The following is a 23,793-nucleotide window of genomic DNA, read 5'->3' as shown; positions in this document are numbered from 1 at the left end:
ACACGACACGTCAGAAGAAAAGGAAGATCGATGAAGATCCGCACCCGCCCCCTCGCCCTCGCTGCGACCGGAATGCTCGCCCTCAGCCTCGTGGCCTGCTCGAACCCCGCCACCGACGCCCCCGCTGCCGCCGGCGGCTCGGACGGCACGAGCTCGCTCCCCGAGAACTGCAGCACCGACAAGCCCACCATCGGCGTCGCCCTGCCCAACACCGTCAACCCGTACTACGTCGCCATGCAGGACAGCTTCGTGTCGCACGGCGAAGAGCTCGGCTACGACGTCAAGGTCGCGATCGCCAACGACAGCGACTCCAGCCAGCTCTCCCAGATCGACAGCTTCATCCAGCAGGGCGTCTGCGCTGTCGCGCTCAACCCCGTCAACTCCGGTCCGGGAGCGGCCAGCGTCAAGGCGCTGAACGCAGCAGGAATCCCCGTGTTCACGGTGAACGTGATCATCTCCCCGGACGACCTCACCACCCAGAACGCGAGCTTCGTCCAGTACGTCGGCGCCGACCAGGTCGCCGGCGGCACCCAGATGGGCGAGCAGGTGCTCGCAGACCTCGGCGAGGACGCCACCATCATCGCGGGCATCATCGGCAACCCCGACCAGATCCCCACCAACCAGCGCGACCAGGGCTTCACCGACGCGATCAGCGCGAACCCCAACGCGAAGGTCGTGCAGACCGTCAACGGCAAGATCGACCCCAACGTCAGCCTGCAGGTCACCGGAGACATGCTGCAGGGCAACCCCGACATCAACGTCATCTTCGCCGACGCCGGCCCGCACGCCGTCGGAGCACTGCAGGCGATCGCCCAGCAGGGCAAGTCCGACTCCATCAAGGTCTACGCCTTCTGCGCCGCCGACGAGCCCCTCACCGACACCTACGCCGGATGCGCCGCTCAGGAGCCCGCCCGCTACGCCGAGATCACGCTCGACAACCTCCAGAAGTTCCTGGGCGGCGAGAGCGTCGACAAGGAGGTGCTCGAGCCCCTGAAGGTCTTCACCACCGGGCAGACCCCCGGCGCCGGCGAAGTCGGCTGACCCCGCCCGACCGATATCCGTCATCGAAGACAGAGAGCGACCACCCCATGAGCGCAGCAGACGGCCTCGTCGTCACCGGCATTTCGAAGTCCTACGGTCCCACCAAGGCGCTGACCAGCGTGGATCTCACGATCCGCCCCGGTCAGGTGGTCGCTCTCATCGGTCACAACGGCGCCGGGAAGTCGACCCTCCTCAGGGCGCTCTCCGGCGCCGAGGTGCCCGACACCGGCTCCATCACCGTCGACGGCGACTCCACGCCCTTCACCTCCCCGAAGGACGCCAGCCGAGCGGGCATCGCCTGCGTCTACCAGGAGCTCAGCCTGGTCGACGAGCTGACCGTCGCCGAGAACCTCTTCCTCGGCACCGAGAAGATGTCCGGCCCGCTCCTCAGCCGCCGCGCGATGAACGCCCGAGCCGACGAGCTCTGCAAGGAGTACGGCATCCCGGCCCGCGGCACGGACTCCGTCGCACGGCTGCCCGTCGCGCAGCGTCAGCTGCTCGAAGTCGTCCGCGCGATCAACCGCGACGCGAAGTACCTGCTCCTCGACGAGCCGACGACCGCGCTCGAGCAGGATCAGGTCGACAACCTCCTCGACATCATCCGCAAGCTCGCCTCGGAGCAGGGCCTCGGCATCCTCCTGGTTGACCACAAGCTCGACGAGGTCTTCGCGGTCGCCAACCACGTCGTCGGCCTCTCGGGCGGCAGGATCGTCCTCGACGGAGACACGGGCACCGTCGACCGCGACGCCGTCGTCACCGCCATTGTCGGCGAGCACAGCACCTCCGCCTCCGACCTCGCGATGATCGACGGAGCACCCGTCGAGGACGCCGCCCCGCTGTCGGAGAAGGAGCGCACCGAGCACTTCGGCAAGCCCGTCCTCGAGGTGGACGACCTCCACTGCAACGGACTTACCGGCATCACGCTGTCCGTCCGCGCCGGTGAGATCCTCGGCATCTACGGCCTCATCGGCTCCGGCCGCTCCCGTTTCCTCAAGACCATCTACGGCGCGGAGCCCATCGGGGGCGGATCGATCACCTTCGACGGGCAGCGGTATGCCCCCAAGCGACCCGGACAAGCGATCGCCAAGGGCGTCGCCTTCCTCTCGGAGGAGCGGAAGTTCGACGGCTTCATCCCGCAGATGACCTCGATCGAGAACGTCGTCCTTCCCGTGCTCGGCCGCTACGGCAAGGCCGGGATCCTGAACTGGCGAGCACTCAAGGGCTCGGCCAGGACCGTGCTCGATCAGGTGACCATCCGCGGCGACGTCGAGAACCCCATCACCTCGCTCTCCGGCGGCAACCAGCAGAAAGCCCTTTTCGCCCGCGCGACCCTGCAGGCCCCGCGACTACTCCTGCTCGACGAACCCACCAAGGGCGTCGACATCGGAGCCAAGCGCGAGATCTACGGCATCATCCGCACCCTCGCCCGAGAGAAGGGCGTCGCCGTAATCGTCGTCTCGAGCGAGGAGGAGGAGCTCACCGGTCTCGCTGACACGATCACCGTCTTCCGAAACGGGCACTGCGACGGAGCCGTCTTCGACCGCGACGCGATCGATCCCACACAGCTGCGCGAGATGGCCTGGGCAGATGCCGAACGCCCCGCAGTCGGCTGAGAAAGTGCAGCTGGATGAGGAACTGATCGCCACGATCAGGAACCACGACGCGACCCTGGCAGGGAGCCTCCTCGCCGTCCCGGACTCCCTCAGAGAGGCCGCGGCACGCGAGCTCACCGCCCGCGGTCTCTGGGTCCACGCCGACATCATCGAAGGTCGCTTCGGAGACCGGCCGTCCGTGAGCACGGACACGATCGCCGCGATCGCCGCGATACCCGGCGTACGGCTCGACGTGCACCTGATGGTCGACAACGTTCTCGACTGGCTGCTGCGCCTGCCCGGCGGCCTCGGCCGGATCACCATTCAGGACCCCGACGGGGGTCTGAGCGCCCTCGAGATCGCGTCCGCCGGAGCCCTGGCAGAGGAGGTCTGGACCGCCGTCGTCCCGGGAGAGCGGAGGCCGACCGACCGCGCGCAGATCGACGGCCTGCTGGTAATGCTGACGCCTCCGGGCCAGGCGGGCCACACGCTCGACCACTCCGCCCTCGACGTGGTCGCCGAGTACTCCGCAGCTCAGGAGCATCCTGTGGGCGTCGATGGGGGAGTCACCGCAGATACCGCTACTGACGCTCTTCGAGCCGGGGCTACCTACCTGGTCTCCGGCCGCGGACTCTTCTCGGGCGACAAGCGTCTGACTGCACCGGCGAACTGACCGAGCAGATTCCTCCGGAGCTGCGACGCGCGCTCCTCTCGCCTCGCCCACCGAGAGCCGCAGCACGGCCCGACCCGCAACGCGGTCTCTCCGCCTTCTGACCGCGGTCAGGCGGCCGGCCCCGACCGCGCCGGCATCCGTCAGGCAGCACGACCCTGCCGATCGCGTCGAAGGTCGCCGAAAATTTGGCCCAGCGTCCAACTCATGTTGGCCACTTGGCCAAGTGTGATGTACCGTCGTCCCAATGACCCCTTCACGAGAACACCGTCCGCAGGACGAGAGACGACGGCAGCTGGTCGAGGCCGGCGTGACCGTGATGACGGAAGGCGGTGTGGCCGCCGTGACCACGCGCGCCGTCACCGCGCGAGCAGGGCTTCCGCACGGCTCCTTCCACTACTGCTTCGACTCAAAGGCGGATCTGTTCGCGGCGATCCTCGAGCAGGAGCTTCACCGGACGCTCGCGGCGGCGTTCGCGCCTCCGCCGGAGGATCTCGGACCCACCGAGCGGCTCGTTGCGGGCCTTCGGGTACGCCTCGACGACGTCATCGCCCGTCCGAGCTACTTCCTCGCGCTGGCCGAGCTGGTCGCCCTCTCGCAGCGCGACCCGCACCTCGGTCATCTCGCCCGATGGGAGCAAGCCGAGTACCACCGCGAGCTTGCCCGGAACGTCGACGAGTGGTCGGCCGCCGCCGGACTCGAATGGTCGGCACCCACCTCGCGAGTCGCCGCTCTGCTGATCGCGGTCACGGATGGCATCACCACCTCCTGGTTCAACGACCGCGACGACGACGCCGCCTACGACCTCGTCCGGCTCGCCGCCGTCGCCGTGTCCGCGCTGCTGAGGAGCGCGGGCCGATGAGATGGATCTACCTGGGAGGCGCGATCCTCCTCGAAGTGACGGCCGCGCTATCGATGCAGGCGGCTGTCGACGCTCAGGGCTGGTACGTCGTGGTCGCCATCGGCTATCTCGGTGCCTTCTTCCTGCTCACGCGAGTGCTCCGCACGGGCATGGCGGTCGGCGTCGCATACGGAATCTGGGGCGCCTCCGGAGTCGCCCTCACCGCGATCATGGCCGCCGTCCTGTTCGGACAGGCACTGACGGGAGTCATGATCGTCGGTCTCGTGCTCATCGTGGCAGGCGTGCTGATCGTCGAGCTCGGCTCGCAGCGCGCGCACGCCGCCCTCGCTCTTCGCAAGGAAGGAGGGACCGCCTGATGGGCTGGGCATTCCTTGCCATCGCGATCCTGGCCGAGGTCAGTGCGACCCTGAGCCTGAAGATGGCGACCGATGGGGCGAAGCGCTGGTACGCCGCCGTCGCCGTCGGCTACATCGCAGCGTTCTCCCTCCTCGCCGGCGCGCTCTCTCTCGGGCTACCCATCGGCATCGCTTATGGGGTGTGGGCCGCGGTCGGCGTCGCCCTCACGGCAGTCCTCGGTCGCCTCCTCTTCAAGGATCCACTCACCTGGCTCATGGCCAGTGGGATCGCTCTGATCATCGGGGGAGTGATTCTCGTCGAGCTCGGGCACTGACCCGTCCGCCCTCGTCCTGGGCTGACACAACCACCTCCGGTGAAGTACCCCCCTCAAGGGAAGCTGCCGCAGTGATCCGCACCCCTCGTTCAGGAGCATTTTTAGAGAGCGACTAGAGCGGCCTGGGTGACAGCGAGAAGGGGAGCACCGATCGGCGCTCCCCTTCTCCGCCTCATCTGAGCGAGACACGGCTCGCCTGAGTGCGTCGGGCCGGTTCGACGGCGTACGTCTCGCCGCTGAGGAGTACTTCGGCTTTCAGGGTGATGTCTGCCGAGGACCGTCCCACGAAGAGCTCCACCTGTCCGGGCTCGACGAGCCACCCTCCCCGCTTGTTCCAGAGCGCGAACAGAGCGGTGGGGATGTCGATCGAGACGTGTCGTGCTTCCCCCGGAGCGAGTGGGACGCGGCCGAAGGCGAGAAGGACGCGGGCTGGGCGGACCGTTCGCGCGTGGACGTCGTGTCCTCGCCGTTGTCGTCGCGACCTGTACCGGCGTCGGCCAGGGTCTCGCTGTCGTTCTCGAGCAATAGACGACAACCCCTCCGGCGGTCCTCCAGCATCGGCTGCTTCCTCTGCCGGGTGGACGATCGCGTCGGATCAGCCGGCGGGGAGCCGGAGGAGTCCGCCCTCGGCGCGGATCGTCGCCGCGGCGACGGCCATCGCCCACGTCAGCACGGCGTGCGGATCCGCGTCCCCGGCCGCCAGCGCGGCCACGATCACGGCGAACGTCGCGTCGCCCGCACCCATCGTGTCGACGATCGGCCCCGGCGCCGGGGCGATCGGAACGGCAGTGCGCCCTTCGCGGCGGACGAGTGCCGCTCCCTGCGGGCCGGCGGTCTCGAGGACCGCCTCGGCGCCGGCCGCGAGGAGCCGCTCGGTCGTGTCGGCCAGGCCGAGGCCGAAGACGAGCTCCGCGTCCTCCGTGCCGATCTTCACCAGGGCGGCGCGGGCGGCCAACTCGAGGAGTCCGTCGGCGAACGCCGGCGCCTCGTGCAGAAGGCCGGGCCGGGGATTGGCGTCGATCATCAGCCGCGCGCCCGGCCGGACGAGGTCGCGCAGCGTCTCGACCTCGGCCGGGACGTCGAAGGGGAACCCGCTGACGACCACCGTTGCGGCGCGCTCGGCGGCTCGGCGCAGGGCAGAGGAGGGCACGAGGGTGCGCGAGCGGGATGCCGGGGAGAACGAGTAGCGGGGCTCGCCGTCGGTGCGGTCCGAGACGGCGCGCCCGGTGCCCCACGGGGCCGCCGTGGCGAGCAGGGGCACGCCGTGCCGCGCCAGGTGGGTGCGCAGCAGGGTGCCGGCCGCGTCGGCGCCGACCATCCCGGCGAGGACCGAGGGGACCCCGAGAGCGGCCAGACCGACGGCGACGTTGAGGGCGGACCCGCCAGGGACGTCGACCGAGCCCGCCGGCGTCCGCATCTCGTCGATGAGGACGTCGCCGAGGACGAGGACCGGCGCGATCATCCCTTGACCGCCCCGGCGGTCAGGCCGGCGATGACCTGCCGCTGGAAGACGGCGTAGATGATGAGCTGGGGGAGCAGGACCAGGGTCGCCGCGGCCATCATCGCGCCGTAGTCGACCGTGTACTGCCCCTGGAAGCGGGAGACCGCGAGCGAGACCGTCGCCATGTCGGGGTTGTTCAGCAGGATCGAGACGAACGGGAACTCGTTGAACACGTAGACGACGTTGAAGATGAGGACGGTCGCGATGACCGGTTTCATCACCGGCAGGACGACGGAGCGGCAGATGCGGAACAGCCCGGCGCCGTCGATGATCGCCGCTTCCTCGAGCTCGGTGGGGAACTCCCGCAGGAAGCCCGTCAGCAGCAGGGTGTTGAAGGGGATCGAGACGGCGATGTAGGGCAGGATCACCGCGGCGAACGTCCCGAAGATCCCCAGTGCCAGGTCGAGGCGGTAGATGGGGAAGAGGAGGACGTAGACGGGGACCGCCAGGCCGGCGAGCAGGTAGAAGCGCAGCGCGGACTGCGCCTTGGGCCGCTTGAAGATCATGCGGGTCAGGGCGTAGCTCGCCATGAACGACACGACGGCGCCGACGAGGACCGACACCACGGCGATCACGAGGGTGTTCAGGTACATCTGCAGCAGGGGCAGCGACCCGATCACGTTCACGTAGTTGTCGAGCGTGAGGGAGAGCAACGAGAACGGGTCCGAGAGGATCTTGTCGCTGGGCTGCAGGGAGAGCAGCGCGATCCAGAGGATCGGCAGGACGATGAGGAACGTCACCAGGTAGGCGGCTATCCCGGTGATGATCGACGCCCGTCGCGCGCGAGCGCGCCAGGGGCCGCGTCCGGGGGTCGTCGGCTGCCGGCCGGGCGGGGTGAGGGCGGGGGAGGCGGTGGGCGGCGTGGTCAGGGTGCTCATGCGATGCTCCGTCGGCGGGAGAGTGCGAGGTAGGCGCCGGAGACGACCGCGCCGAGGACGAACACGATCACGGCGATGGCCATGCCGGATCCGTAGTTCTGGTTCGTGAAGGTGACGAAGTACATGTAGCTCACGAGGGTCTCGGAGCGGTGGACGGGGCCGCCGCCGGTGAGCATGTACACGAGCTCGAAGATCTTGAACACGTTGGTGATCAGCAGGATCGTCACGATGCCGAACGTCTCGTTCATCATCGGCACGACCACGTAGCGAAGCCGCTGCCCTCCGGACGCCCCGTCGATGTCGCTCGCCTCGAGGACGTCGGCCGGGAGCTGCTGGAGACCCGCGTAGAAGATGGTCATCGCGAAGCCGATGCTGCTCCAGATGAAGACGAGTGAGACGGCGTACGGGGTGAGGGTGTCGCCTCCGATCCACTGGATCTCGCCGACCCCCAGAGGCGCGAGCAGCCGGTTCAGGAGTCCGATCTTGGGGTCGAGGATGAAGACCCAGATCAGCCCGACGAGGATCGGGGCGATGATCGCCGGTCCGAAGACGAGGGCCCGGAGCAGTCCTCCGCCGCGGCGCTGCCGCTGCAGCAGCAGTGCCAGAGCGAACGAGGACGGGATCAGCACGGCGAGGCTCACCACGAGGATGATCACCGTGTTCGACAGGGCCTGCCAGAAGAAGGGGTCGGAGCCGAGGGCGACGTAGTTCCCGAGGCCGGTGAAGGTCGCTGCGCCGAAGCCGGCGAAGTCGGTGAAGCTGTAGCCGAGCGAGTACAGCACGGGGTAGACGACGAACGCGGTGAAGAACACGAGCGCCGGGAGGAGCATCAGGGCGATCTTCCAGCGTGAGCTGACCCAGGTCATAGCGGGATCTCGATTCGGGAGTGGCGGTCAGGAGGAGGGCGGAGCCGCGGGCGCGGCTCCGCCCGGATGGGTCACTGACCCGCGTCGAGGGCCTTCTGCACCAGCTCGACCGCCTGCTGCGGCGTGAGCTGGTCCTGGATGACGCCGTAGATGCTGTCGTACATGGCGCTGGAGACGGCGGTCGAGACGAGCAGGTCGGGCTGGGTCTCGGGGCTCGTGACTCCGTCGGCCGTGGTCGCGTCGAGCGCGCTCTTGAGGGCGCTCTGCGTCGTGGCGTCGAGCTGCGGCTCGTAGTCGGTGACCGGGGGCTGGCCGTTGTCGACCATCAGCTGCTGCGCCTCGTCGCTGTAGTAGAAGGCGAGGAGCTTCTCGACGGCCGCGAGCTTCGCGGGGTCGTCGGCCACCTTGTGATCGACGACGAGCGGTGCGGAGGCGACGTTCATCACGATGTTCTGCTCGCCGACCCCGTCGCTGAACTGCGGACCGGCCCAGAAGCCCGTGTCTGCGGCGACCTCGGACTCCTGGATGGCGCTGGAGGCCCAGACTCCGGCGTCGAGCATGGCGGCCTTCCCCTGGAGGAACTGGTCGACGGCCTGCTGGTAGGTCTGGGTCGACACGTTCGTGGCGAAGGCGCCGGCGTCGCGCAGCTCGGCGATGTGCTCGTACATGCGCAGGAAGTCGGGGTTCGAGTAGCTGTCGGAGCCGTCGAGGATGCCGTCGATCCGGTCCTCGTAGCCGAAGCGGTCCAGCCACACGAGGAAGGACCAGACACTGAAGGACGACTGGTTCGCGCCGTTGGAGATCGTGACGATGCCCTTGTCGCTCAGCCTGTCCGCGACCTCGACGAGATCCTCGAACGTCGTGGGGACCTCGAGGCCGTTGTCGGCGAGGATCTTCTCGTTGTACCAGAGGCCGGTCAGCAGGCCCTGGTACGGGACGCCGTACTGGACGTCGTCCTTCGTGAAGTTCGCGACGGTGCTCTCGGGGAACCGCTCGGTGAGCTCGAGCTCGTCGAGCACCGGAGTGAGGTCGAGGAGCCGGCCTGCGTCGAGCATGTCCTCGGCGGTCGCCTTGTAGACCCAGAACACGTCGGGCAGAGTGTCGCTCTGCGCGGCGATGGAGAGGCTCTGCAGGTGCTCGGCGACGGCCTGCCCGGTGACCTCGACGTCGATGTCGGGGTTCGCGGCCTCGAACGCCTGGATGATCGCCCAGGTGGCGGGGTCGGCCGTCTCGACGTCCGGGTTCTGCATCGAGAGGGCGATCGTCGTCGTGCCGTCGGCGGAGTCTCCGCCACCGGCGGTCGAGCAGCCGGTCAGAGCGGCGGTGCTGGCGAGCGTCAGGACGATCGCCGCGGCGATCGTCGTGCTCTTCGGGTCGGTCCGGTGACCGAACATGGCATCTCCTTTGATGTGGGGTGGTCTGAAGACCGGCAATCCATCGAAACGATTGCGCGAAACGTTTGCTCGGTCGATGGTCGACAGTAGGAGCGGCTCCGGCGCCCTGTCAAGTCACGATCGGGACGCGAAGGCGAAGTCCTCGGTGGAGGCCCGCAGTTCGAGTCTCTGGCGCAGGCGCACGATCCGGGGGCTGCCCGAGGGGCGCGCGATGCGCTCGAGCAGCAGCTTCACCGCCGCCCCGCCGATGTCGAAACCGGGCTGGCGGATCGTCGTCAGGGCGGGCTCGAAGAGGTCGGAGTGGTCGAACCCGTCGAAGGTCGCGAAGGCGATGTCGCGGGGGATGAGGAGGCCCCGGTCGCGGAGGAGTCCCAGTGCCTGAGCGGCGAGCGGGGTGCTGGACGCGATCACGACCGACGGTGGGGGATCGCCGGCGAGGGCCTCCTGCAGGCCGCGGCGGTCGGCCTCCGGATCCCTGCCCTCGAGGACGGTGCAGAGGCGCCGGTCCGAGTCGCCGAGGGCGTCCTGGAACCCGGCGGCCCGCTCCCGCAGCGTGGGGACGCGCTGGTCCCCGGCGAGGAGGACGAACCGCTGATGCCCCGCTGCGCGGAGGTGCTCGACGAGTCGGCGCATGCTCTCGCGGTTGTCGGCCCCGACCTGATCGAAGGGCGCGTCGTCGAAGATGCGGTCGAGCAGGACGACCGGCGGAGCGGACGGGCCCAGATCGTCCAGCCCGGCCTCGCCGGAGTCCGCCGAGCGCGCGAGGATGAGCCCGTCGACCCTGCGGCCCAGGAGGGCGTGCACGGCCCTGGCCTCGCGCACCTGGTCCTCGGACGAGTTCGCGAGGATCAGCGTCATGCCCTCGGCCGCGACCGCGTCCTCGACACCGTGCACCATGGCGGCGAAGGCGGGCTCGCCGGCGTCCGACACCACCAGGCCGATGCTGTCGGAACGTGCGCGCCGCATCGCCCGCGCCAGGGTGTCCTGGCGGTAGTTCGTCTTCTCGATCGCGTCCATCACGCGGCGCCGCGTGGCGGGATCCACCGGCCGCGTCCCGTTCAGGACGTGCGACACCGTGGACGTCGACACCCCCGCGAGGCTTGCGACCTGCACCATCGTGGCCATGCGACTCCGATCAAACCTTTTCGCGCGGACTTCCGGATCCCGGATCCGCCCATCTTCGCATTGCAGCGCGTCGACCGTCGTGCATATGATCGCAACCGCCGCGCAAACGTTTCGATGTCGGCACAGCTGAACAGCCGGAGCGACGCCGCTCCGCAGGAAGGACGATGATGACCGATCCGATCACTCCCGGAGGACTCCTGGGCGACCTCACGAGGGCCCGGCCCGGGCGGTCCGCCCGCGCATCGAGCTTCGACCAGACCGGCCGCAACCGCGACAACTGGATCGTCATGCCCGGCGAGGAGCGCACCCTCGCCGACATCCAGGGCCCCGGCGCCATCACCCACATCTGGATGACCCAGTCCTGCCGCATCCAGCCCGGCCCGGGCCAGATCGATCCGGCGGTCGTCGGGGTGCCGATGCTCGAGATCCACAACGCTCTCGGCGTGAGCTGGGAGGTCGTCGACCCGGACTACTACCGCAAGATCCTGCTGAAGATCTACTGGGACGACCAGGAGACGCCGAGCGTCGTCGCTCCGCTCGGGGACTTCTTCGGCCTGATGAACTCGCTCTCGGGCAGCTACGACTCCCTCCCGCTCTCGGTCTCGGCCAAGGAGCCGGAGCTGCACTCCTTCGGGGGCAGCGCCGCCTTCAACAGCTACTTCCGCATGCCCTTCGGGTCGCGCGCCCGAGTGGTCGTCGAGAACCAGAACGACATCCCGTACCTGCAGTACTTCTACATCGACTACGAGCTGTCGCCCGAGCCGCTCCCCGAGGACACCCTCTACTTCCACGCGCACTGGCGCCGTGCCCTCCCTAACGTCGGCTGGGGCCCCGACCTCCAGGCGAACAGCATCGAGACGACGGTGGCGAACCTCACCGGGGACGACAACTACGTCGCCCTCGAGACCGAGGGGCGCGGCCACTACGTGGGCTGCACGCTGGCGGTCAGGCACTTCCAGGGCTCCTGGTGGGGGGAGGGCGACGACATGATCTTCATCGACGACGACACCTGGCCGCCGAGCCTGCACGGGACCGGCATGGAGGACTACTTCGGCCACGCCTGGGGCATGCAGCGCAACGCCTACCAGTTCAACGGGACGATCGTGCACGAGGAGGACGTCCCGGGGTTCCACCACAGCTACCGGTTCCACCTGGTCGATCCCATCCGCTTCGAGAAGCGGATCAAGGTGACCTTCGAGCACGGTCACGGCAACCACCTCTCGGACGACTGGTCCTCCACCGCGTACTGGTACCAGACGCTGCCCTCGCCGATCCTCGAGGTGCCCCCGGTCGCCGAGCGGCTGCCCCTGCGCCCGGTGGACCGGGTGATCACGAGCGAGCTCCCTCCGCTGAGCGAGGAGCAGCGGGCGGCGCGGGCCGCGGCCGCCGACCGCATGACGGCGTTCACGGCGGCACGCGACGCGCTCCGGGAGGAGCGGCGCGCGCAGATCGACGAGTGGGAGCGCGGCAACCGCGAGCAGGCGGCCGACATCCGCCGGCGCTTCGACGGGGGACGCGCATGACGCGGCCGCTGATCCACTTCACCGCCGACACGGGATGGATCAACGACCCGCACGGCATCACCTTCCACGACGGGCGGTACCACCTCTTCCACCAGTACGTCCCCGACAGCACGGTCTGGGCGCCGAACTGCCACTGGGGGCACGCGGTCGGACCCGACCTCCTGCACTGGGATCGCCGTCCGGTGGCGCTCGCGCCCGGAGACGGCGACGACGGCATCTGGACGGGCAGCCTCGTCGACACCCCGGACGGCGCGGTGATCCTGTACACGTCCACCGTGCAGCCGGATCTCGGGCGGGGGCGCATCCGCATCGCTCGCGCCACGGACGACTCCTGGGACACCTGGGAGAAGGGCGCCGTCCTGCTCGAGACCCCCGACGATCTCGATCTGATCGCCTTCCGCGATCCGTTCATCACCCGCGAGGGCGACCGCTGGCGCATGTTCGTCGGGGCAGGAACGCGCGGAGGGGACGCCCTCGCGGTCACCTACACCTCGACCGACCTCGAGCACTGGGACGCCGACGGCGTCGCCGCGCGCCGGAACACCGCCGAGCGCGAGCCGGTCTGGGTCGGCGCCCTGTGGGAGTGCCCGCAGATCATCGAGGTCGACGGAGTGCACGCACTGGTGAGCTCGGTCTGGGACGACGACGTGCTCCACTACGCCGGATACGGCGTCGGCACCTACTCCGACGGCCGGTTCGAGGCCGAGACCTGGGGGCGGCTGAGCTTCGGCGGCTCCTACTACGCGCCGTCCTTCTTCCGCGACGCGGAGGGCCGGCCGTGCCTGATGTTCTGGATGCGCGGAGTGGAGGACCACGAGGCGGGCTGGAGCAGCGCGCTCAGCGTCCCTCACGTCCTCGCGGCGCGGGACGGCCGCCTGGTCGTGACTCCCCACCCCTCGCTCGAGGCGGCGCGGACGGGACGAGCCGATCTCGGCCGGGTCGAGGGCCGCGCGGTCGACCTCGAGTGGACCCCGCGGGAGGCGGGCGAGCGGCTCGAGCTGCGGGCGGGCGACGTCGTCGTCGCGGCCCTCGTCCGGTCCGAGGACGCCGTCGTCCTCGAGCGCGCGGGGGAGGACGACTGGAGCGCGCCGCACAGCGGCGGCGTGGTCAGGGTCGTCCTCGACGGCCCCGTCCTCGAGGCGATCACCTCGGCGGGCGTGCTCGGCGGAGCCGTGCAGCCGGCGACCGCTGTGCGAGCAGTCGGTGGAACGATGACCGCCCACTTCCTCGGCTGAGGCGGCTAGTGGCCGGGCGGCATCGGACGGCGACCCCGGGGCCGCTCGCGGATGCCGCGCGATCGCTGGCACGCACGGCGCATCTGCGCGCGCACGAGTCGACGGCGCGACCGGTGCAGCGCTCGTCCGCAGCGGGCAACGCCATGGTGCTGATGCAGCTCGCGCAGTCCGGTAAGCCGGGCATGGCTGAGGCGCTGCTGATGCGCGAGCTGGTGAAGCTGAGCATGTCGATCTACCGCATGCACAAGGCAGCCGGCGACGCGCGACGCGCCCACGATGTGCGCTCGATGATGGAGCAGCGGATGATGCGCGTGTCCGAGCGGATGCCCGCCATCCCGGACGCCGCGAAGACCACGCCGGCACCGCAGCGGGAGAGCACGGCGACGCCCAACCTGTCGGCGGAGGATCGCCTGCTGATGCAGCGGCGCAACTCGAAACGCGGCTACGGAGAAGGGTCCCCCGTCCCGTCGAAGGTCGAGCGCACGGAGCGGATTCCGGTGGACGATCTGCCACCGCTGATCCCGGGACGGGGACGCGACGATGACCGCGACCGATGACAGAGCCGATCACAACGAAGGGGAGCGATCATGAGTGACGCAGACGACGGCGGCGTCGAGGAAGACCTCAACGCGGCCGCACGCACAGCACTGATTGTCGCGATGCAGATGGGCGAGAAGTTCGCGCGACTGCGCGAGGAAATGGCCCGAGAAGCGCAGCGCCGAGACACCGACGCCGCGCGGGAGCTGTCGACACGGTTCGAGGCGGAGCGCTCCGTCGCCCGAGCGCAGCTCGACGTCCTGAACCAGCCCGAGTGGTGGAACAACGCCACCATCCCCGACATCGCCCGACTGGCCGAAACGGCGACCGAGTGGAAGGACTTCGAACCCGCCGCAGCCGCTGCGTCTGACGTCATCGCGCGGGAGGTCCAGGAGCGACACGGGGTGGACGTCACCACCCTCGTAGCCGACGAGCGGGCCAGGGCTAGCGAGGAGCGCACAGAGGCCGTGCAGCTCATCGCGGAAGCCGACCGACTCGACCGAGCCGCCAACCCGACCGAGGACCGCGACCGTCCCAGGGATGTCATCGACCAGCTCGAACGCGCGGGGCGGACGCCCGATCAGGACGCGCCCCGCGGCGTCGACGAAGCAGACAACCCGAGCGAGCAGCGCGCCCAGTCGGCCGAAGGCGATCAGTCTCTGCAGGGTTCCGCGGAGTCCACAGCGCTGCGCGCCGACGCCGGTAACGCCTACGACATCGCTGAGCGCCGCGAGGCGTATGCGGCAAGCCTGGAGGGTGCGGGGGTCAGTGCCGAGGACATCACCGTGCGCATGCGCGCCTCCACCAACCAGGGCCGGCCTCCGCAGGACGCCGTGTCCTCTCCCAGCCGCAGTGGCAACCGCACCGGGGCTCCACACCACGTACCCACCCGCACCCGGGAACGTGGCGACAGGAGCCGCTAAGCGCCGCACGGCGCACCGCGGAAAGACTGGAACCTCAGAGGGTTCCGGCTTACTTGCATCTGTCGGAGCGGCCCCAGTGAGGACGACCGCAATCAGCTAGACCACGACCTTGCCATTTCATGGCGGTGGGCCATGCTTGCGTGATGATGAACGCAGTAGAGGCCGTCCTACTGAGCTCGCCGGACTCGATCATGCGTGGGCCCTCGTTGAGCGACAAGGTCGTGGACGTCGGAGTCGCCATCATCTCTATGGTACTTGAAATTATCCTCATTTTCGCGGCAGCACAGCCGAGAGCGGAGTTGGGGGACGCTATTTCCCGAGAGCGGGGTGATGAGGGGGCGATCGACTGCGGGATGGTTGCATCGAATCCGATGATGCCCATGTAGCGCCCTGCATCGGTCTCGCGCTCGGGAAGCACATTTAGCAGGAGCGCCTGGCCGACGGCGTAGAAGGTGCCGATTCCGAGCGCGGTGAGCGCGCCGCCGACGTAGAGCAATGTGACGTCTTCAATGTCGTCGCGGTCAGCTCCGGCGGGTAGGGCGGCAGAAGTCCGTCCGCGTGAAGGATGACCGTCCGATCGATCAGGCGGAGGCCTACGAAGTCCTTCAGCGACGGGCCGTCCGCCGGGTGAGCGCGTCGGCTCCCGAGGGGAGCAGTGCATGCCCTGGGTCGAGGGTCCCGTCGCCTCACAAGTCAACGCCAGGCGGTCTGTCCGCCGTCGACGACGAGCACGGTCCCGGTGACGAAGGCCGCGGCGTCGGAGGCGAGGAAGCAGGCCGCGGCGGCGATGTCCTCGGGAGTGCCGAGTCGCTTGATCAGGTAGGTCTCGAGCATGCGCGCCATCGCTGTCTCCGGGTCGTCCTGGCGGTCGAAGATCTCGCTGACCATCGGGGTGTCCACGGCTCCCGGCGCGAAAGCGTTCACCCGGATGCCGTAGGGCGCGAGATCCACTGCGGCGCTGCGGGTCAGCTGGATGACGGCGCCCTTGCTGGCGTTGTAGGCCGGCTGTGCGGGTGTGCCGACGAAGCCCTGCTGCGAGGCCGCGTTGACGATCGCGCCGCCGCCGGTCAGGCGCATCCGCTCGGCGGCGTACTTGGTGGTGAGCCAGCTGCCGCGCACGTTGACCTCCATCACGAGGTCCCAGATCCGGGTGGCGAGGGTGTCGGTCGTCGTCTCGGACTGCGGAGCGAGGGCCTTCTCGTGCACGGCCGCGTTGTTGATCAGCACGTCGATTCGGCCGAAGCGCTCGACAGTATCGGCCATCAGTCCCGCGATGGCGGCCTCGTCGCGCAGGTCGCAGGGGTGAATGAGCGTCTGAGCACCCGCCTCGGAGACGAGCGCTGCGGTCGCCTGAAGGGCGTCGGCCGAGAGGTCGGTGACGACGACGAACGCGGCTCCCTGACGGGCGCACTCGATCGCGATCGCGCGCCCGATTCCGCTAGCGGCTCCCGTGACGAGGCAGACCTTGCCGAGGAGGGGTTCGGTGATGCTCATGAGAGCCTTTCCGGTTCTGGCCGCGCGGGGTCGACGTGGTCGGGGTCGAAGGAGACGAGCGTAGACACGGCCCGCTCGTCGATGAGCCCGCGTTCGACGAGGCGGTTCCAGAGCGCCACCGGGACGGCACTGCTGACCCACTCGACGGCCTGTCGCACCTCCGCGGACGAGCGACAGCCGGGGATCACCGAGGCGACGACGGGGTGCGCGAGCGAGAACTGCAGAGCCGCGGCGGGGAGCGGGACGGAGAAGTCGGCGCAGACCGCTTCGATCGCCCGCACCCGATCCAGGACGCTCTCGGAGGCGGGCGCGTACTCGAAGGTCGCCCCCGGGACCGGGCCGCTGGCGAGGATCCCCGACGCGTAGGGGCCGCCGACGACGATCGAGGTACTGCGCTGCTCGCACAGGGGGAACAGCTCCGTCAGTACGTCGGAGTGGTCGAGCAGGGAGTAGCGGCCGGCGAGCAGGAAGGCGTCGAAGTCGCCGGCGTGGACGAAGTCGACGAGCATCTGCCATTGGTTGATGCCGACGCCAATCGCGCCGATCAGGCCCTCGGAGCGGAGCTGCGTCAGGACCGGGTAGGACTCGCGCATCACTTCCTCGAAGTGGCTCCGCTCGTCGTACGGCCGCCCGTCGCGCCCGCCGACGCCCTCGTCCGGATCGTGGATCCAGACGACGTCGATCCGGTCGGTGCCGAGCCGTTTCAACGACGACTCGAAGGAGCGGAGGATGCCGTCGGTGCTGAAATCGAAGGAGTGCTTCTGCGTCGACGCGGGGAACATCTCCCACCCCGAGTCGCCTTCGGCGAGCGGCTCGAGCAGGTAACCGACCTTCGACGAGATCACGACGTCGCATCGATCGAGCGCGGTGAGGGCCGACCCGAGCCGCTCCTCGCTGAGCCCTGCACCATAGACCGGTGCGGTGTCGAAGTAGCGGATCCCGCCGTCGTAGGCCGCCCGAACCGTCGCCGCCGCATCCTCCTCCGTCACCACCGTGTACTGCCCCGCGAGCGAGGCGCACCCCAGGCCGAGCCGGCCGACGTGCACAGCGGACCTGCCCAGCGGCGAGGTCACCGTTAGCCCTTTTTCCGCAGCCGGCGCTGCGGGATCTGCGACAGCGCGACGGCCAGCACGAGAGCGACGCCGTAGAAGAGCTGCTGTACGAACGAACTGGCACCGAGGATCTGCAGGCCGGTGATGCCGCTGACGAGGAAGAACACGGCGATGAACGTGCCCAACGGGTTGAACCGTCCGGGCTGGAGGGCCGTGGCACCGAGATAGCAGGCAGCGAACGCCGGCAGCATGAACCCCAGGCCGGAGGTCGGATCGGCGGCACCCTGGCTGCCGGTGTAGAGGACTCCCGCGAACCCGGCGATCAGACCGGCCGCGACGAGCGATCCCCACTGCACTCGCTTGACGTTGACCCCGCTGAGGCGGGCGACGTTCTTGGACTTGCCGACGAACAGCATCCGCCGCCCCACCGCGGTGAAGGTCAGTACGTAGGCGAGGACCAGTGTGAGCGCGACGCCGTACCAGAAGCCGAGCGAGATGCCGAGGAAGCGGTAGTTGGCGGCGAGGTTGATCAGGTCGTTGCTGATGCCGGACACGGTCTGCGATCCGGAGATCCAGAGGACGCAGCCCTGGAGGACGGTCCCCGTGCCCAGGGTGGCGATGAAGGAGTCGATCTCGAGCTCGACGACGAGGTAGCCGTTGACCAGGCCGATCGCAGCTCCCGAGAGGAGTGTGGCGACGACGGCGAGCGGCAGCGGCCACCCCGCCTGGGTCTCGAGGATCGCCAGCAGCATCGAGGAGAAGGTGAGGTTCGCCGCGATCGAGAGATCGAAACTGCCGGTGATCAGTGCCACGAGCAGGCCGAGAGCGAGGACCAGGAGGACGGCCTGCGAGCCGAAGATCGACTGGAAGTTGCCGGCGCTGAAGTAGGTCGTGGGGCGCAGCAGGCTGAAGATCAGGATGACGAGCGCCCAGGCCATCAGCAGTGCGTAGCGCTGCACGGTGAAGCCGACGCTCACTCGGCGCCGTCTCGGAGCGGCGGTGCTCGCCGGGTCCGAGCGGAAGGTTGCGGTGGTCATGTTCAGGTCCGTTCCGGTCAGGAGGCGACAGCCGCGACGGGCGCGGAGTTGTAGATGGTCTCGAGGATGCGGTCCTTGCTCAGGTCGGCACCGACGAGTTCGGCGCCGATGACGCCGCGGGAGAGGATCAGGACGCGGCCGCAGATGCGCGCGAGCTGCTCCGCGTCGGAGGAGGCGCAAACCACCGCCATCCCGCTGTCCGCCGCCTCACGTAGCACCGCGAAGATCTGCTCGCGGGCTCCGACGTCGACGCCCTGTGTCGGCTCGTGCAGCAGCAGCACCCGCGGGTCCGTCTGCATCCACTTGGCGAGAAGCGCCTTCTGCTGGTTGCCGCCGCTGAGGGAGCCGTAGACGGCCCTGCTGTCGGCGGGACGGACGTCGTACTCGCGCACGAGCTCGGCGGAGCGCGCGTCCATCTCGCCGCGGCGCAGCAGCCACGGGCGGTAGTCGTCGAGCACCTGCATCGTGATGTTGTCGCCGACGGAGAGATCCATCGCCGCGCCGTCGTGCTGGCGGTCGCCGGGAACCAGCGCGATGCCCCGCTCGAGCAGCGCGATCGGCGTGACCGCCGACAGATCAAGTGCGGGCCGATCGTCGGTGGTCGACAGGGACCCCTCGGTGCCGGCCATCGCGCCGAACAGGGCGTACGGCACGTCGTCGAACCCGGATCCAGCCAGGCCGGTCACGCCGAGGATCTCCCCGCCGCGCAGTGCGAAGTCGATGCCGCGCAGGCCCGGAGTGATCAGCGACTGCGCGGTGAGCACGACCTCCGTCGACACTCGAGCGACCGCGCTGCGCTCCGCCGCGCGTTCGAGTGATCGGCCGACGATCATCTCGACCAGAGTGGTCTCGGTGCAGTCCTCGGTGACCGCGGTGCCGGCCGTGCGGCCGTCGCGGAGCACCGTGACCCGGTCGGTGACTTCACGCACCTCGTCGATATCGTGGGAGACGAAGAGGACGCTGGTGCCGTGGGCCGACACGTCGCGGACGAGGCCGAAGAGGCGCTCGACTCCTTCGCGCGGCAGGAACACCGTCGGCTCGTCGAGCACGAGGACACCGTGGTTGGCGCTCGCGCGCACCGCCTCCACCGCCCGGACGATCGCGAGCAGCGCGCGCTCGGTCGGGCTGAGGGCCGACACGGGGCGATCAGGGTCGAGGTCGCCGAGACCGTACTGCTCGAGGACCGCCGCGGTGCGACGGCGCTCACTGCGCCAGTCGATCCGCCACGTGCGGGATCGACTGAGGTCGACCAGCTTGAGGTTCTCCAGCACGCTCAGCTCGGGGATGAGGCCGAGGTCCTGGTGCACGAAGCTCAAGCCGAGGTTCTGGAACTCGCCGGCCGGGAGGGGGAGCGGCAGCTCCCGCCCCCCGACCAGCAGGTCACCGGTGTCGGGCTGGTAGGCGCCGTTCAGGCACTTGATCAGCGTCGACTTGCCGGAGCCGTTCTGGCCCAGCAGACCGTGCACTTCGCCGTACCCCAGGGTGAGATCGACGCCGTCCAGGACACGGATCCCGTTGAAGGACTTGCTGAAGCCGCGGATGACGAGGTTGTCACCTGCGGGCGGAGTGTGCGGTCGGGTGCTCATGCGGCTCTCAGTTCCCGTTCGTCTGCCAGAGCGACTCGTAGCCAGCGATGTAGGCGTCGCCGTAGCCGGTCTCGGTGCCGGGCGGCGTGCCCATGTCGTCGACGTTCGAGTCGTCGATCACGCGCACCGGCGTCTGCTCGTTGCCGTCCGCGATCGGGTCGACGCCGGAGAGGACGCGGAAGGTCTGGTCGACGTGCGCCCAGGCGAGCCAGTTGATGCTCTCGCCCATGTCGGCGGCGAACACGTCGCCGTCCTGGATCAGCTTCACGTTCGAGGGCGTGCCGTTGTAGGAGACGACCCGGACGGAGTCGGCCTTGCCGGAGGCTTGGATGCCGGCGACGGCGGGCACCACCATGTCGTCGAAGATCCCGATGATCCAGTCCGCATCGGGATTCGCGGTGAGCGCCGACTGCACCTCGGGCTTGAGCTGCGTGCCCCAGGAGGTCGCCGGCACGTTGATCGTGGTGGTGGTCATGTCGGGGCAGAGCGACGCGAGCTCGTCCTGGATCACCTTGACGATGCCGTTGGAGGCGGGGACCTCCTTCGCCTCGATGATGATAGGGACGGCGGCGCAGCCGCTCTCGGCGACGACGTAGTTCGCCTCGAGCTTGGCGGCCACGTCGAACGGCACGGTGACGGTCGCGGCGATCAGGTCGGCGACCTCCGCTGGCGGCGCCTCGCCGTTCTGGTAGGTGTGCGTCGAGAGGACGGGAATTCCGGCCTCCTTTGCGCGCTGGAGGGCGGGGATGACGACCTGAGGATCGATCCCGGAGTGGATGACGATCGCGTCCGCACCGATCTGGATGCCGTAGTCGATGCCCTTCGACCAGTCGGTCGGGGTGCCGGCGTTCGCGTAGTTGATCCAGTCGACGCCGTACTTCTCGGCGACCGTCTTCTCCGCCGCGTCCACGGCGGCGACGTAGGGGATCGACTCGGTGATGGGCACGTTGACCACCGTCTTGCCGGCGGCCTTCGTCACGTCGAAGGCGGGCGCGTCGAGGGTGAACTCGGGCAGTGCGCGGGCGGCGTCGATCGTCGCTCGCGCGGTCGTCTGAGCGGCCGATCCGTCGCCGCTGTCAGCGTCGGTGACCGCGGCGCTGCCGGTGCTGCACGCGCTCAGCAGAAGGCCGAGCGCGGCGAGTGCGGCCACTGCTCCGACCGTGCGGGGGCGCAGCGCGCCTCGGAAGATGTCCATGGGAGGTCCTGTTCTCGGTTCGGGGATGACACGGAGATGGTGCGGAGTGGGGCGGAGGGTCAGGGCAGGAGCACGAGCTTCCCGTACTGCAGCCGGTCCTCCATGCGGCGGTGCGCCTGGGCCGCCTGAGCGAGCGGGAACACCGAGTCGATGACCGGCACGAGTGCGCCGGAGGCGGTCAGGTCCAGGACGGCCTGGATCTCGGTCTCGTCCGCGCGTGCGCAGCCGATGACCTCGTGCTCGGAACGGAAGAGCGCGATGAGGTCCAGCGGCACGGTCTCGCCGGCGTGACCGCCGCAGACGACCATCCGGCCGCGGATGGCGAGCGAGGCGATGCAGGCGGTGAAGTTGTCGCCGCCGATGTGCTCGAGCGCGACGTCGACGCCGCGGCCGTCGGTGATGTCGCGCACGGCGGCGGCGACGTCCTCGGTCCGGTAGTCGATCACCGCGTCCGCTCCGGAGGCTCGCGCCAACTCAAGCTTGCCGGCGCTCCCCGCCGTCGTGATCACGCGGGCCCCGAGAAGCTTGGCCAGTCGGATGGCGATGCTGCCCACTCCGCTGCCGGCCGCCGAGACCAGGACCCACTCGCCGGGCCGGAGCCTGCCGCGGGTCACGAGGCAGTGCCAGGCCGTCGCAGCACTCGTCTGCGTGACGGCAGCGGCCTCGAACGAGAGGGTGTCCGGGAGGTGGCGGAGCGAGCGGGCCGGGACGCGCAGGTACTCGGCGTACGCGCCGGGCGCGTTTACGCCGAGGATCCGCAGCTCGCGGCAGTGCTGCTGGACACCGGCACGGCAGTAGTCGCAGCGGTAGCAGACGAGCTGGTGCATCGCCGTCACGCGGTCGCCGACGCTGAAGCCGGAGACGCCGGATCCGGTCTCGACCACGGTTCCTCCGGCCTCCAGCCCGAGGGTGTGCGGCAGCTGGAGGGGGAAGCGCGAGGTGCCGTTGCGCATGTCGATGTCGACGTGGTTCACCCCGACGGCGCCGACGCGGAGGACGATGTCGTCCGGCCCGCACTCGGGGTCGGGGCGGTCGCCGTACTCGAGGACGGAGGCGTCGCCGTAGGAGGCGAAGGTCACGGCCTTCATGCGGTGTACCCCGGGAACGTGTGCGCGTTCGCCTCCCAGTGCTGGGCGATGTCGATGCGCCGGGCGAACCAGACGTCGCCCTTCTCGTGGGCGTACTCGAGGAAGTCTCGCAGCGCGGAGGCACGGCCGGGCTGACCGGTCCAGCGCGGGTGGAGACCGATCGACATCATCTTGGGATGGGTGGCGCCCTCGTCCCAGAGATAGTCGAAGCCGCGCTTGAGGTTCTCGAAGAAGTGCCCGGGATGCGCGTAGCCGGGGGCCTGCACGAAGCGGCCGTCGTTGAACGTGAAGGTGTAGGGCAGCACGAGGTGGCGCTTGCCCGACACCTCGACGTGGTACGGCAGGTCGTCGTTGTAGGCGTCGGAGTCGTAGGTGAACCCGCCCTCCTCGACGAGCAGCTCGCGGGTGTTGACGGAGGGGCCGTATCGGCAGTACCAGCCGACGGGGCGGCTTCCGGTGGTCCGCTCGATCGACTCGATCGCGGCGTGCATGTGCGCCCGCTCCTCGTCGCGGGAGAGCCGCCACACCTCCTCCCAGCGCCAGCCGTGCGAGCAGGCCTCGTGGCCCTTCTCCTTCGCCCAGGCGGCGACGTCCGGCGTGCGCTCGTACGCCATCGCGGCGCCGAACAGGGTCACGGGGACGTCGAACTGATCGAGCAGCCGGGCGATCCGCCAGACACCGGCCCGGCCGCCGTACTCGTAGATGGACTCCGCCGCGAGGTCCCGGTACTGCGGGTCGATCGTGTACGGGATCTCGGCCAGGCCCTCGTTGCGACCGTCGCCGGACGCCATGGAGACCTCCGATCCCTCCTCCCAGTTGAGGCAGAGGCTGATCGCGACGCGGGCTCCGTTGGGCCAGGTCACCTGGGGGATGGAGCGGCCGTAGCCGCCGAAGTGCCGCGCCGGCCCGAACTCGGGGTAGTCGCGGAAGACCGGAGCGAGCTGATTCGGCCGGGATGGGGAGGCGGATGCCACGGGGTTCCTCTCTGCTGCCCGCATCCGAAATGCGGGACCTGCGATGTTCACGGCGCTGATTCGATCAAATCTGTATCTCAATTAGATCAAATGCAGGATCGCTCATCACGAACAGCTTCAACGCTAGCCCGTCATGTTTCGACCGCGTTTCCACATAGTTCCAATGCTGTGACGCCTGTGGAGGGCTTCGCCCAAAATCCCGCGGTGTTTCGGATTCAATCATCACCTCCTAATCATGTCGCTAGATAAATCAAATGTGCTACCGTGCTGACCATGACGACACCTGACCGGGCCGAGCTCGGAGCGATGCGGAATCGCCTGACTGCGGAGGAGGGGCGCGCCGACGGCGGCGTCCACTCGGACTCGCTCACGAAGACCGAGGCGGCCTTCCTCCGAGTCCGCGAGGCGATCGAGTCCGGTCGGCTGGCACCCGGGTCGCGCCTCGTCGTCCGCGAGCTGTCCGAGGATATGAAGATGAGCCCGACGCCGATCCGGGAGGCGCTGCGTCTCCTGCAGGCGCACGGGATGATCGAGCACCGGCCGAACCGCG

23 protein-coding genes and 2 pseudogenes are annotated in these 23,793 nt (G+C 69.1%); 12 read left to right on the top strand and 13 right to left on the bottom strand.

From position 1 onward, the window contains the following. Positions 1 to 30: 30 nt before the first annotated feature. From NB037_RS02275 to NB037_RS02250, 7 genes and pseudogenes are all read left to right on the top strand, one after another. Positions 31 to 1,041 (top strand): substrate-binding domain-containing protein, encoded by a 1,011-nt coding sequence (locus NB037_RS02275; RefSeq protein WP_251943260.1) that lies wholly within the window; start codon positions 31 to 33, stop codon positions 1,039 to 1,041. A gap of 47 nt (positions 1,042 to 1,088) precedes the next feature. Further along, a pseudogene (locus tag NB037_RS20045) lies at positions 1,089 to 1,589 on the top strand (ATP-binding cassette domain-containing protein); the annotation flags it as partial. Positions 1,590 to 1,841: 252 nt separating this feature from the next. Then, positions 1,842 to 2,654, top strand: a complete 813-nt coding sequence (locus tag NB037_RS20040; protein WP_443722491.1) for an ATP-binding cassette domain-containing protein — start codon at positions 1,842 to 1,844, stop codon at positions 2,652 to 2,654. 4 nt (positions 2,655 to 2,658) lie between these two features. Continuing rightward, positions 2,659 to 3,306 carry a beta/alpha barrel domain-containing protein gene (locus tag NB037_RS02265; RefSeq protein WP_251943256.1) on the top strand — a complete coding sequence of 216 codons (648 nt, stop codon included), beginning with the start codon at positions 2,659 to 2,661 and terminating at the stop codon, positions 3,304 to 3,306. Between the two features lie 244 nt (positions 3,307 to 3,550). Further along, on the top strand, positions 3,551 to 4,165 hold the full coding sequence (locus NB037_RS02260; RefSeq protein ID WP_251943254.1) for a TetR/AcrR family transcriptional regulator: 615 nt from the start codon (positions 3,551 to 3,553) through the stop codon (positions 4,163 to 4,165). Next, positions 4,162 to 4,521: a DMT family transporter gene (locus NB037_RS02255; RefSeq protein ID WP_251943251.1), complete on the top strand. Its 360-nt coding sequence runs from the start codon at positions 4,162 to 4,164 to the stop codon at positions 4,519 to 4,521. Before NB037_RS02260 ends, NB037_RS02255 begins: the two co-directional genes overlap by 4 nt. After that, positions 4,521 to 4,835, top strand: coding sequence for a DMT family transporter (locus NB037_RS02250; RefSeq protein WP_251943249.1), 315 nt, complete (start codon positions 4,521 to 4,523; stop codon positions 4,833 to 4,835). The genes NB037_RS02255 and NB037_RS02250 overlap by 1 nt, the downstream gene beginning before the upstream one ends. 172 nt (positions 4,836 to 5,007) lie before the next feature. On the opposite strand, the gene NB037_RS02245 is transcribed toward NB037_RS02250, so the two are convergent. The 6 genes from NB037_RS02245 to NB037_RS02220 form a co-directional block, all read right to left on the bottom strand. Beyond that, complete coding sequence (locus NB037_RS02245) at positions 5,008 to 5,370, bottom strand: fibronectin type III-like domain-contianing protein (RefSeq protein WP_251943247.1); 363 nt, start codon at positions 5,368 to 5,370, stop codon at positions 5,008 to 5,010. Positions 5,371 to 5,430: 60 nt separating this feature from the next. Then, positions 5,431 to 6,297, bottom strand: a complete 867-nt coding sequence (locus NB037_RS02240; protein WP_251943246.1) for a carbohydrate kinase family protein — start codon at positions 6,295 to 6,297, stop codon at positions 5,431 to 5,433. Then, entirely contained in the window at positions 6,294 to 7,214 is a 921-nt protein-coding gene (locus tag NB037_RS02235; protein WP_251943244.1) for a carbohydrate ABC transporter permease, read from the bottom strand. The genes NB037_RS02240 and NB037_RS02235 overlap by 4 nt, the downstream gene beginning before the upstream one ends. Continuing rightward, positions 7,211 to 8,080 carry a carbohydrate ABC transporter permease gene (locus tag NB037_RS02230; RefSeq protein WP_251943242.1) on the bottom strand — a complete coding sequence of 290 codons (870 nt, stop codon included), beginning with the start codon at positions 8,078 to 8,080 and terminating at the stop codon, positions 7,211 to 7,213. Before NB037_RS02230 ends, NB037_RS02235 begins: the two co-directional genes overlap by 4 nt. A 71-nt stretch (positions 8,081 to 8,151) precedes the next feature. Continuing rightward, positions 8,152 to 9,474, bottom strand: coding sequence for an ABC transporter substrate-binding protein (locus NB037_RS02225; protein WP_251943240.1), 1,323 nt, complete (start codon positions 9,472 to 9,474; stop codon positions 8,152 to 8,154). Between the two features lie 114 nt (positions 9,475 to 9,588). Beyond that, on the bottom strand, positions 9,589 to 10,590 hold the full coding sequence (locus NB037_RS02220) for a LacI family DNA-binding transcriptional regulator (RefSeq protein WP_251943238.1): 1,002 nt from the start codon (positions 10,588 to 10,590) through the stop codon (positions 9,589 to 9,591). A gap of 176 nt (positions 10,591 to 10,766) precedes the next feature. Here NB037_RS02220 and NB037_RS02215 point away from each other — a divergent pair, with 176 nt between their 5' ends. From NB037_RS02215 to NB037_RS02200, 4 genes are all read left to right on the top strand, one after another. After that, entirely contained in the window at positions 10,767 to 12,122 is a 1,356-nt protein-coding gene (locus NB037_RS02215; protein ID WP_251943236.1) for a glycoside hydrolase family 172 protein, read from the top strand. Further along, positions 12,119 to 13,357, top strand: a complete 1,239-nt coding sequence (locus NB037_RS02210) for a glycoside hydrolase family 32 protein (RefSeq protein ID WP_251943234.1) — start codon at positions 12,119 to 12,121, stop codon at positions 13,355 to 13,357. Before NB037_RS02215 ends, NB037_RS02210 begins: the two co-directional genes overlap by 4 nt. Positions 13,358 to 13,500: 143 nt before the next feature. Then, on the top strand, positions 13,501 to 13,914 hold the full coding sequence (locus tag NB037_RS02205; RefSeq protein WP_251943232.1) for a hypothetical protein: 414 nt from the start codon (positions 13,501 to 13,503) through the stop codon (positions 13,912 to 13,914). Between the two features lie 30 nt (positions 13,915 to 13,944). After that, the gene (locus NB037_RS02200) at positions 13,945 to 14,817 is read left to right on the top strand and encodes a hypothetical protein (protein WP_251943230.1); all 873 of its coding nucleotides are present in this window, start codon (positions 13,945 to 13,947) and stop codon (positions 14,815 to 14,817) included. Between the two features lie 693 nt (positions 14,818 to 15,510). On the opposite strand, the gene NB037_RS02195 is transcribed toward NB037_RS02200, so the two are convergent. The 7 genes from NB037_RS02195 to NB037_RS02165 are packed head-to-tail and all read right to left on the bottom strand — an operon-like array spanning position 15,511 to position 23,243. Further along, on the bottom strand, positions 15,511 to 16,311 hold the full coding sequence (locus tag NB037_RS02195) for an SDR family NAD(P)-dependent oxidoreductase (protein ID WP_251943228.1): 801 nt from the start codon (positions 16,309 to 16,311) through the stop codon (positions 15,511 to 15,513). Beyond that, positions 16,308 to 17,384: an aldo/keto reductase gene (locus NB037_RS02190; RefSeq protein ID WP_251943226.1), complete on the bottom strand. Its 1,077-nt coding sequence runs from the start codon at positions 17,382 to 17,384 to the stop codon at positions 16,308 to 16,310. The genes NB037_RS02195 and NB037_RS02190 overlap by 4 nt, the downstream gene beginning before the upstream one ends. Positions 17,385 to 17,386: 2 nt before the next feature. Further along, a complete protein-coding gene (locus tag NB037_RS02185) occupies positions 17,387 to 18,400 on the bottom strand; it encodes an ABC transporter permease (protein ID WP_251943225.1) in 1,014 nt (337 codons plus the stop codon). A gap of 17 nt (positions 18,401 to 18,417) precedes the next feature. After that, positions 18,418 to 19,986 carry a sugar ABC transporter ATP-binding protein gene (locus NB037_RS02180; protein WP_251943223.1) on the bottom strand — a complete coding sequence of 523 codons (1,569 nt, stop codon included), beginning with the start codon at positions 19,984 to 19,986 and terminating at the stop codon, positions 18,418 to 18,420. Between the two features lie 7 nt (positions 19,987 to 19,993). Further along, positions 19,994 to 21,181, bottom strand: coding sequence for a sugar ABC transporter substrate-binding protein (locus NB037_RS02175; RefSeq protein WP_251943221.1), 1,188 nt, complete (start codon positions 21,179 to 21,181; stop codon positions 19,994 to 19,996). 59 nt (positions 21,182 to 21,240) lie between these two features. Next, complete coding sequence (locus NB037_RS02170) at positions 21,241 to 22,269, bottom strand: zinc-binding dehydrogenase (protein ID WP_251943219.1); 1,029 nt, start codon at positions 22,267 to 22,269, stop codon at positions 21,241 to 21,243. Beyond that, entirely contained in the window at positions 22,266 to 23,243 is a 978-nt protein-coding gene (locus NB037_RS02165) for an allantoinase PuuE (RefSeq protein ID WP_251943217.1), read from the bottom strand. The genes NB037_RS02170 and NB037_RS02165 overlap by 4 nt, the downstream gene beginning before the upstream one ends. A 273-nt stretch (positions 23,244 to 23,516) precedes the next feature. Between NB037_RS02165 and NB037_RS19985 the strand changes: the two are divergent. After that, positions 23,517 to 23,792, top strand: a pseudogene (locus NB037_RS19985) (GntR family transcriptional regulator); the annotation flags it as partial. Position 23,793 lies beyond the last annotated feature (1 nt).

The sequence above is a fragment of the Rathayibacter rubneri genome, from assembly GCF_023743255.1.
Taxonomy (GTDB): domain Bacteria; phylum Actinomycetota; class Actinomycetes; order Actinomycetales; family Microbacteriaceae; genus Rathayibacter; species Rathayibacter rubneri.
This window is presented reverse-complemented; position numbering and strand designations above follow the sequence as displayed.

Bases quoted from the DNA above. Each gene is read 5' to 3' on its own strand.
- NB037_RS02195 (WP_251943228.1), bottom strand. From the start codon at position 16,311: ATGAGCATCACCGAACCCCTCCTCGGCAAGGTCTGCCTCGTCACGGGA.
- NB037_RS02250 (WP_251943249.1), top strand. From the start codon at position 4,521: ATGGGCTGGGCATTCCTTGCCATCGCGATCCTGGCCGAGGTCAGTGCG.
- NB037_RS02260 (WP_251943254.1), top strand. From the start codon at position 3,551: ATGACCCCTTCACGAGAACACCGTCCGCAGGACGAGAGACGACGGCAG.
- NB037_RS02185 (WP_251943225.1), bottom strand. From the start codon at position 18,400: ATGACCACCGCAACCTTCCGCTCGGACCCGGCGAGCACCGCCGCTCCG.
- NB037_RS02205 (WP_251943232.1), top strand. From the start codon at position 13,501: ATGGTGCTGATGCAGCTCGCGCAGTCCGGTAAGCCGGGCATGGCTGAG.
- NB037_RS02180 (WP_251943223.1), bottom strand. From the start codon at position 19,986: ATGAGCACCCGACCGCACACTCCGCCCGCAGGTGACAACCTCGTCATC.
- NB037_RS02230 (WP_251943242.1), bottom strand. From the start codon at position 8,080: ATGACCTGGGTCAGCTCACGCTGGAAGATCGCCCTGATGCTCCTCCCG.
- NB037_RS02170 (WP_251943219.1), bottom strand. From the start codon at position 22,269: ATGAAGGCCGTGACCTTCGCCTCCTACGGCGACGCCTCCGTCCTCGAG.
- NB037_RS02215 (WP_251943236.1), top strand. From the start codon at position 10,767: ATGACCGATCCGATCACTCCCGGAGGACTCCTGGGCGACCTCACGAGG.
- NB037_RS02175 (WP_251943221.1), bottom strand. From the start codon at position 21,181: ATGGACATCTTCCGAGGCGCGCTGCGCCCCCGCACGGTCGGAGCAGTG.
- NB037_RS02210 (WP_251943234.1), top strand. From the start codon at position 12,119: ATGACGCGGCCGCTGATCCACTTCACCGCCGACACGGGATGGATCAAC.
- NB037_RS02240 (WP_251943246.1), bottom strand. From the start codon at position 6,297: ATGATCGCGCCGGTCCTCGTCCTCGGCGACGTCCTCATCGACGAGATG.
- NB037_RS02225 (WP_251943240.1), bottom strand. From the start codon at position 9,474: ATGTTCGGTCACCGGACCGACCCGAAGAGCACGACGATCGCCGCGGCG.
- NB037_RS02275 (WP_251943260.1), top strand. From the start codon at position 31: ATGAAGATCCGCACCCGCCCCCTCGCCCTCGCTGCGACCGGAATGCTC.
- NB037_RS02255 (WP_251943251.1), top strand. From the start codon at position 4,162: ATGAGATGGATCTACCTGGGAGGCGCGATCCTCCTCGAAGTGACGGCC.
- NB037_RS20040 (WP_443722491.1), top strand. From the start codon at position 1,842: ATGATCGACGGAGCACCCGTCGAGGACGCCGCCCCGCTGTCGGAGAAG.
- NB037_RS02220 (WP_251943238.1), bottom strand. From the start codon at position 10,590: ATGGTGCAGGTCGCAAGCCTCGCGGGGGTGTCGACGTCCACGGTGTCG.
- NB037_RS02235 (WP_251943244.1), bottom strand. From the start codon at position 7,214: ATGAGCACCCTGACCACGCCGCCCACCGCCTCCCCCGCCCTCACCCCG.
- NB037_RS02200 (WP_251943230.1), top strand. From the start codon at position 13,945: ATGAGTGACGCAGACGACGGCGGCGTCGAGGAAGACCTCAACGCGGCC.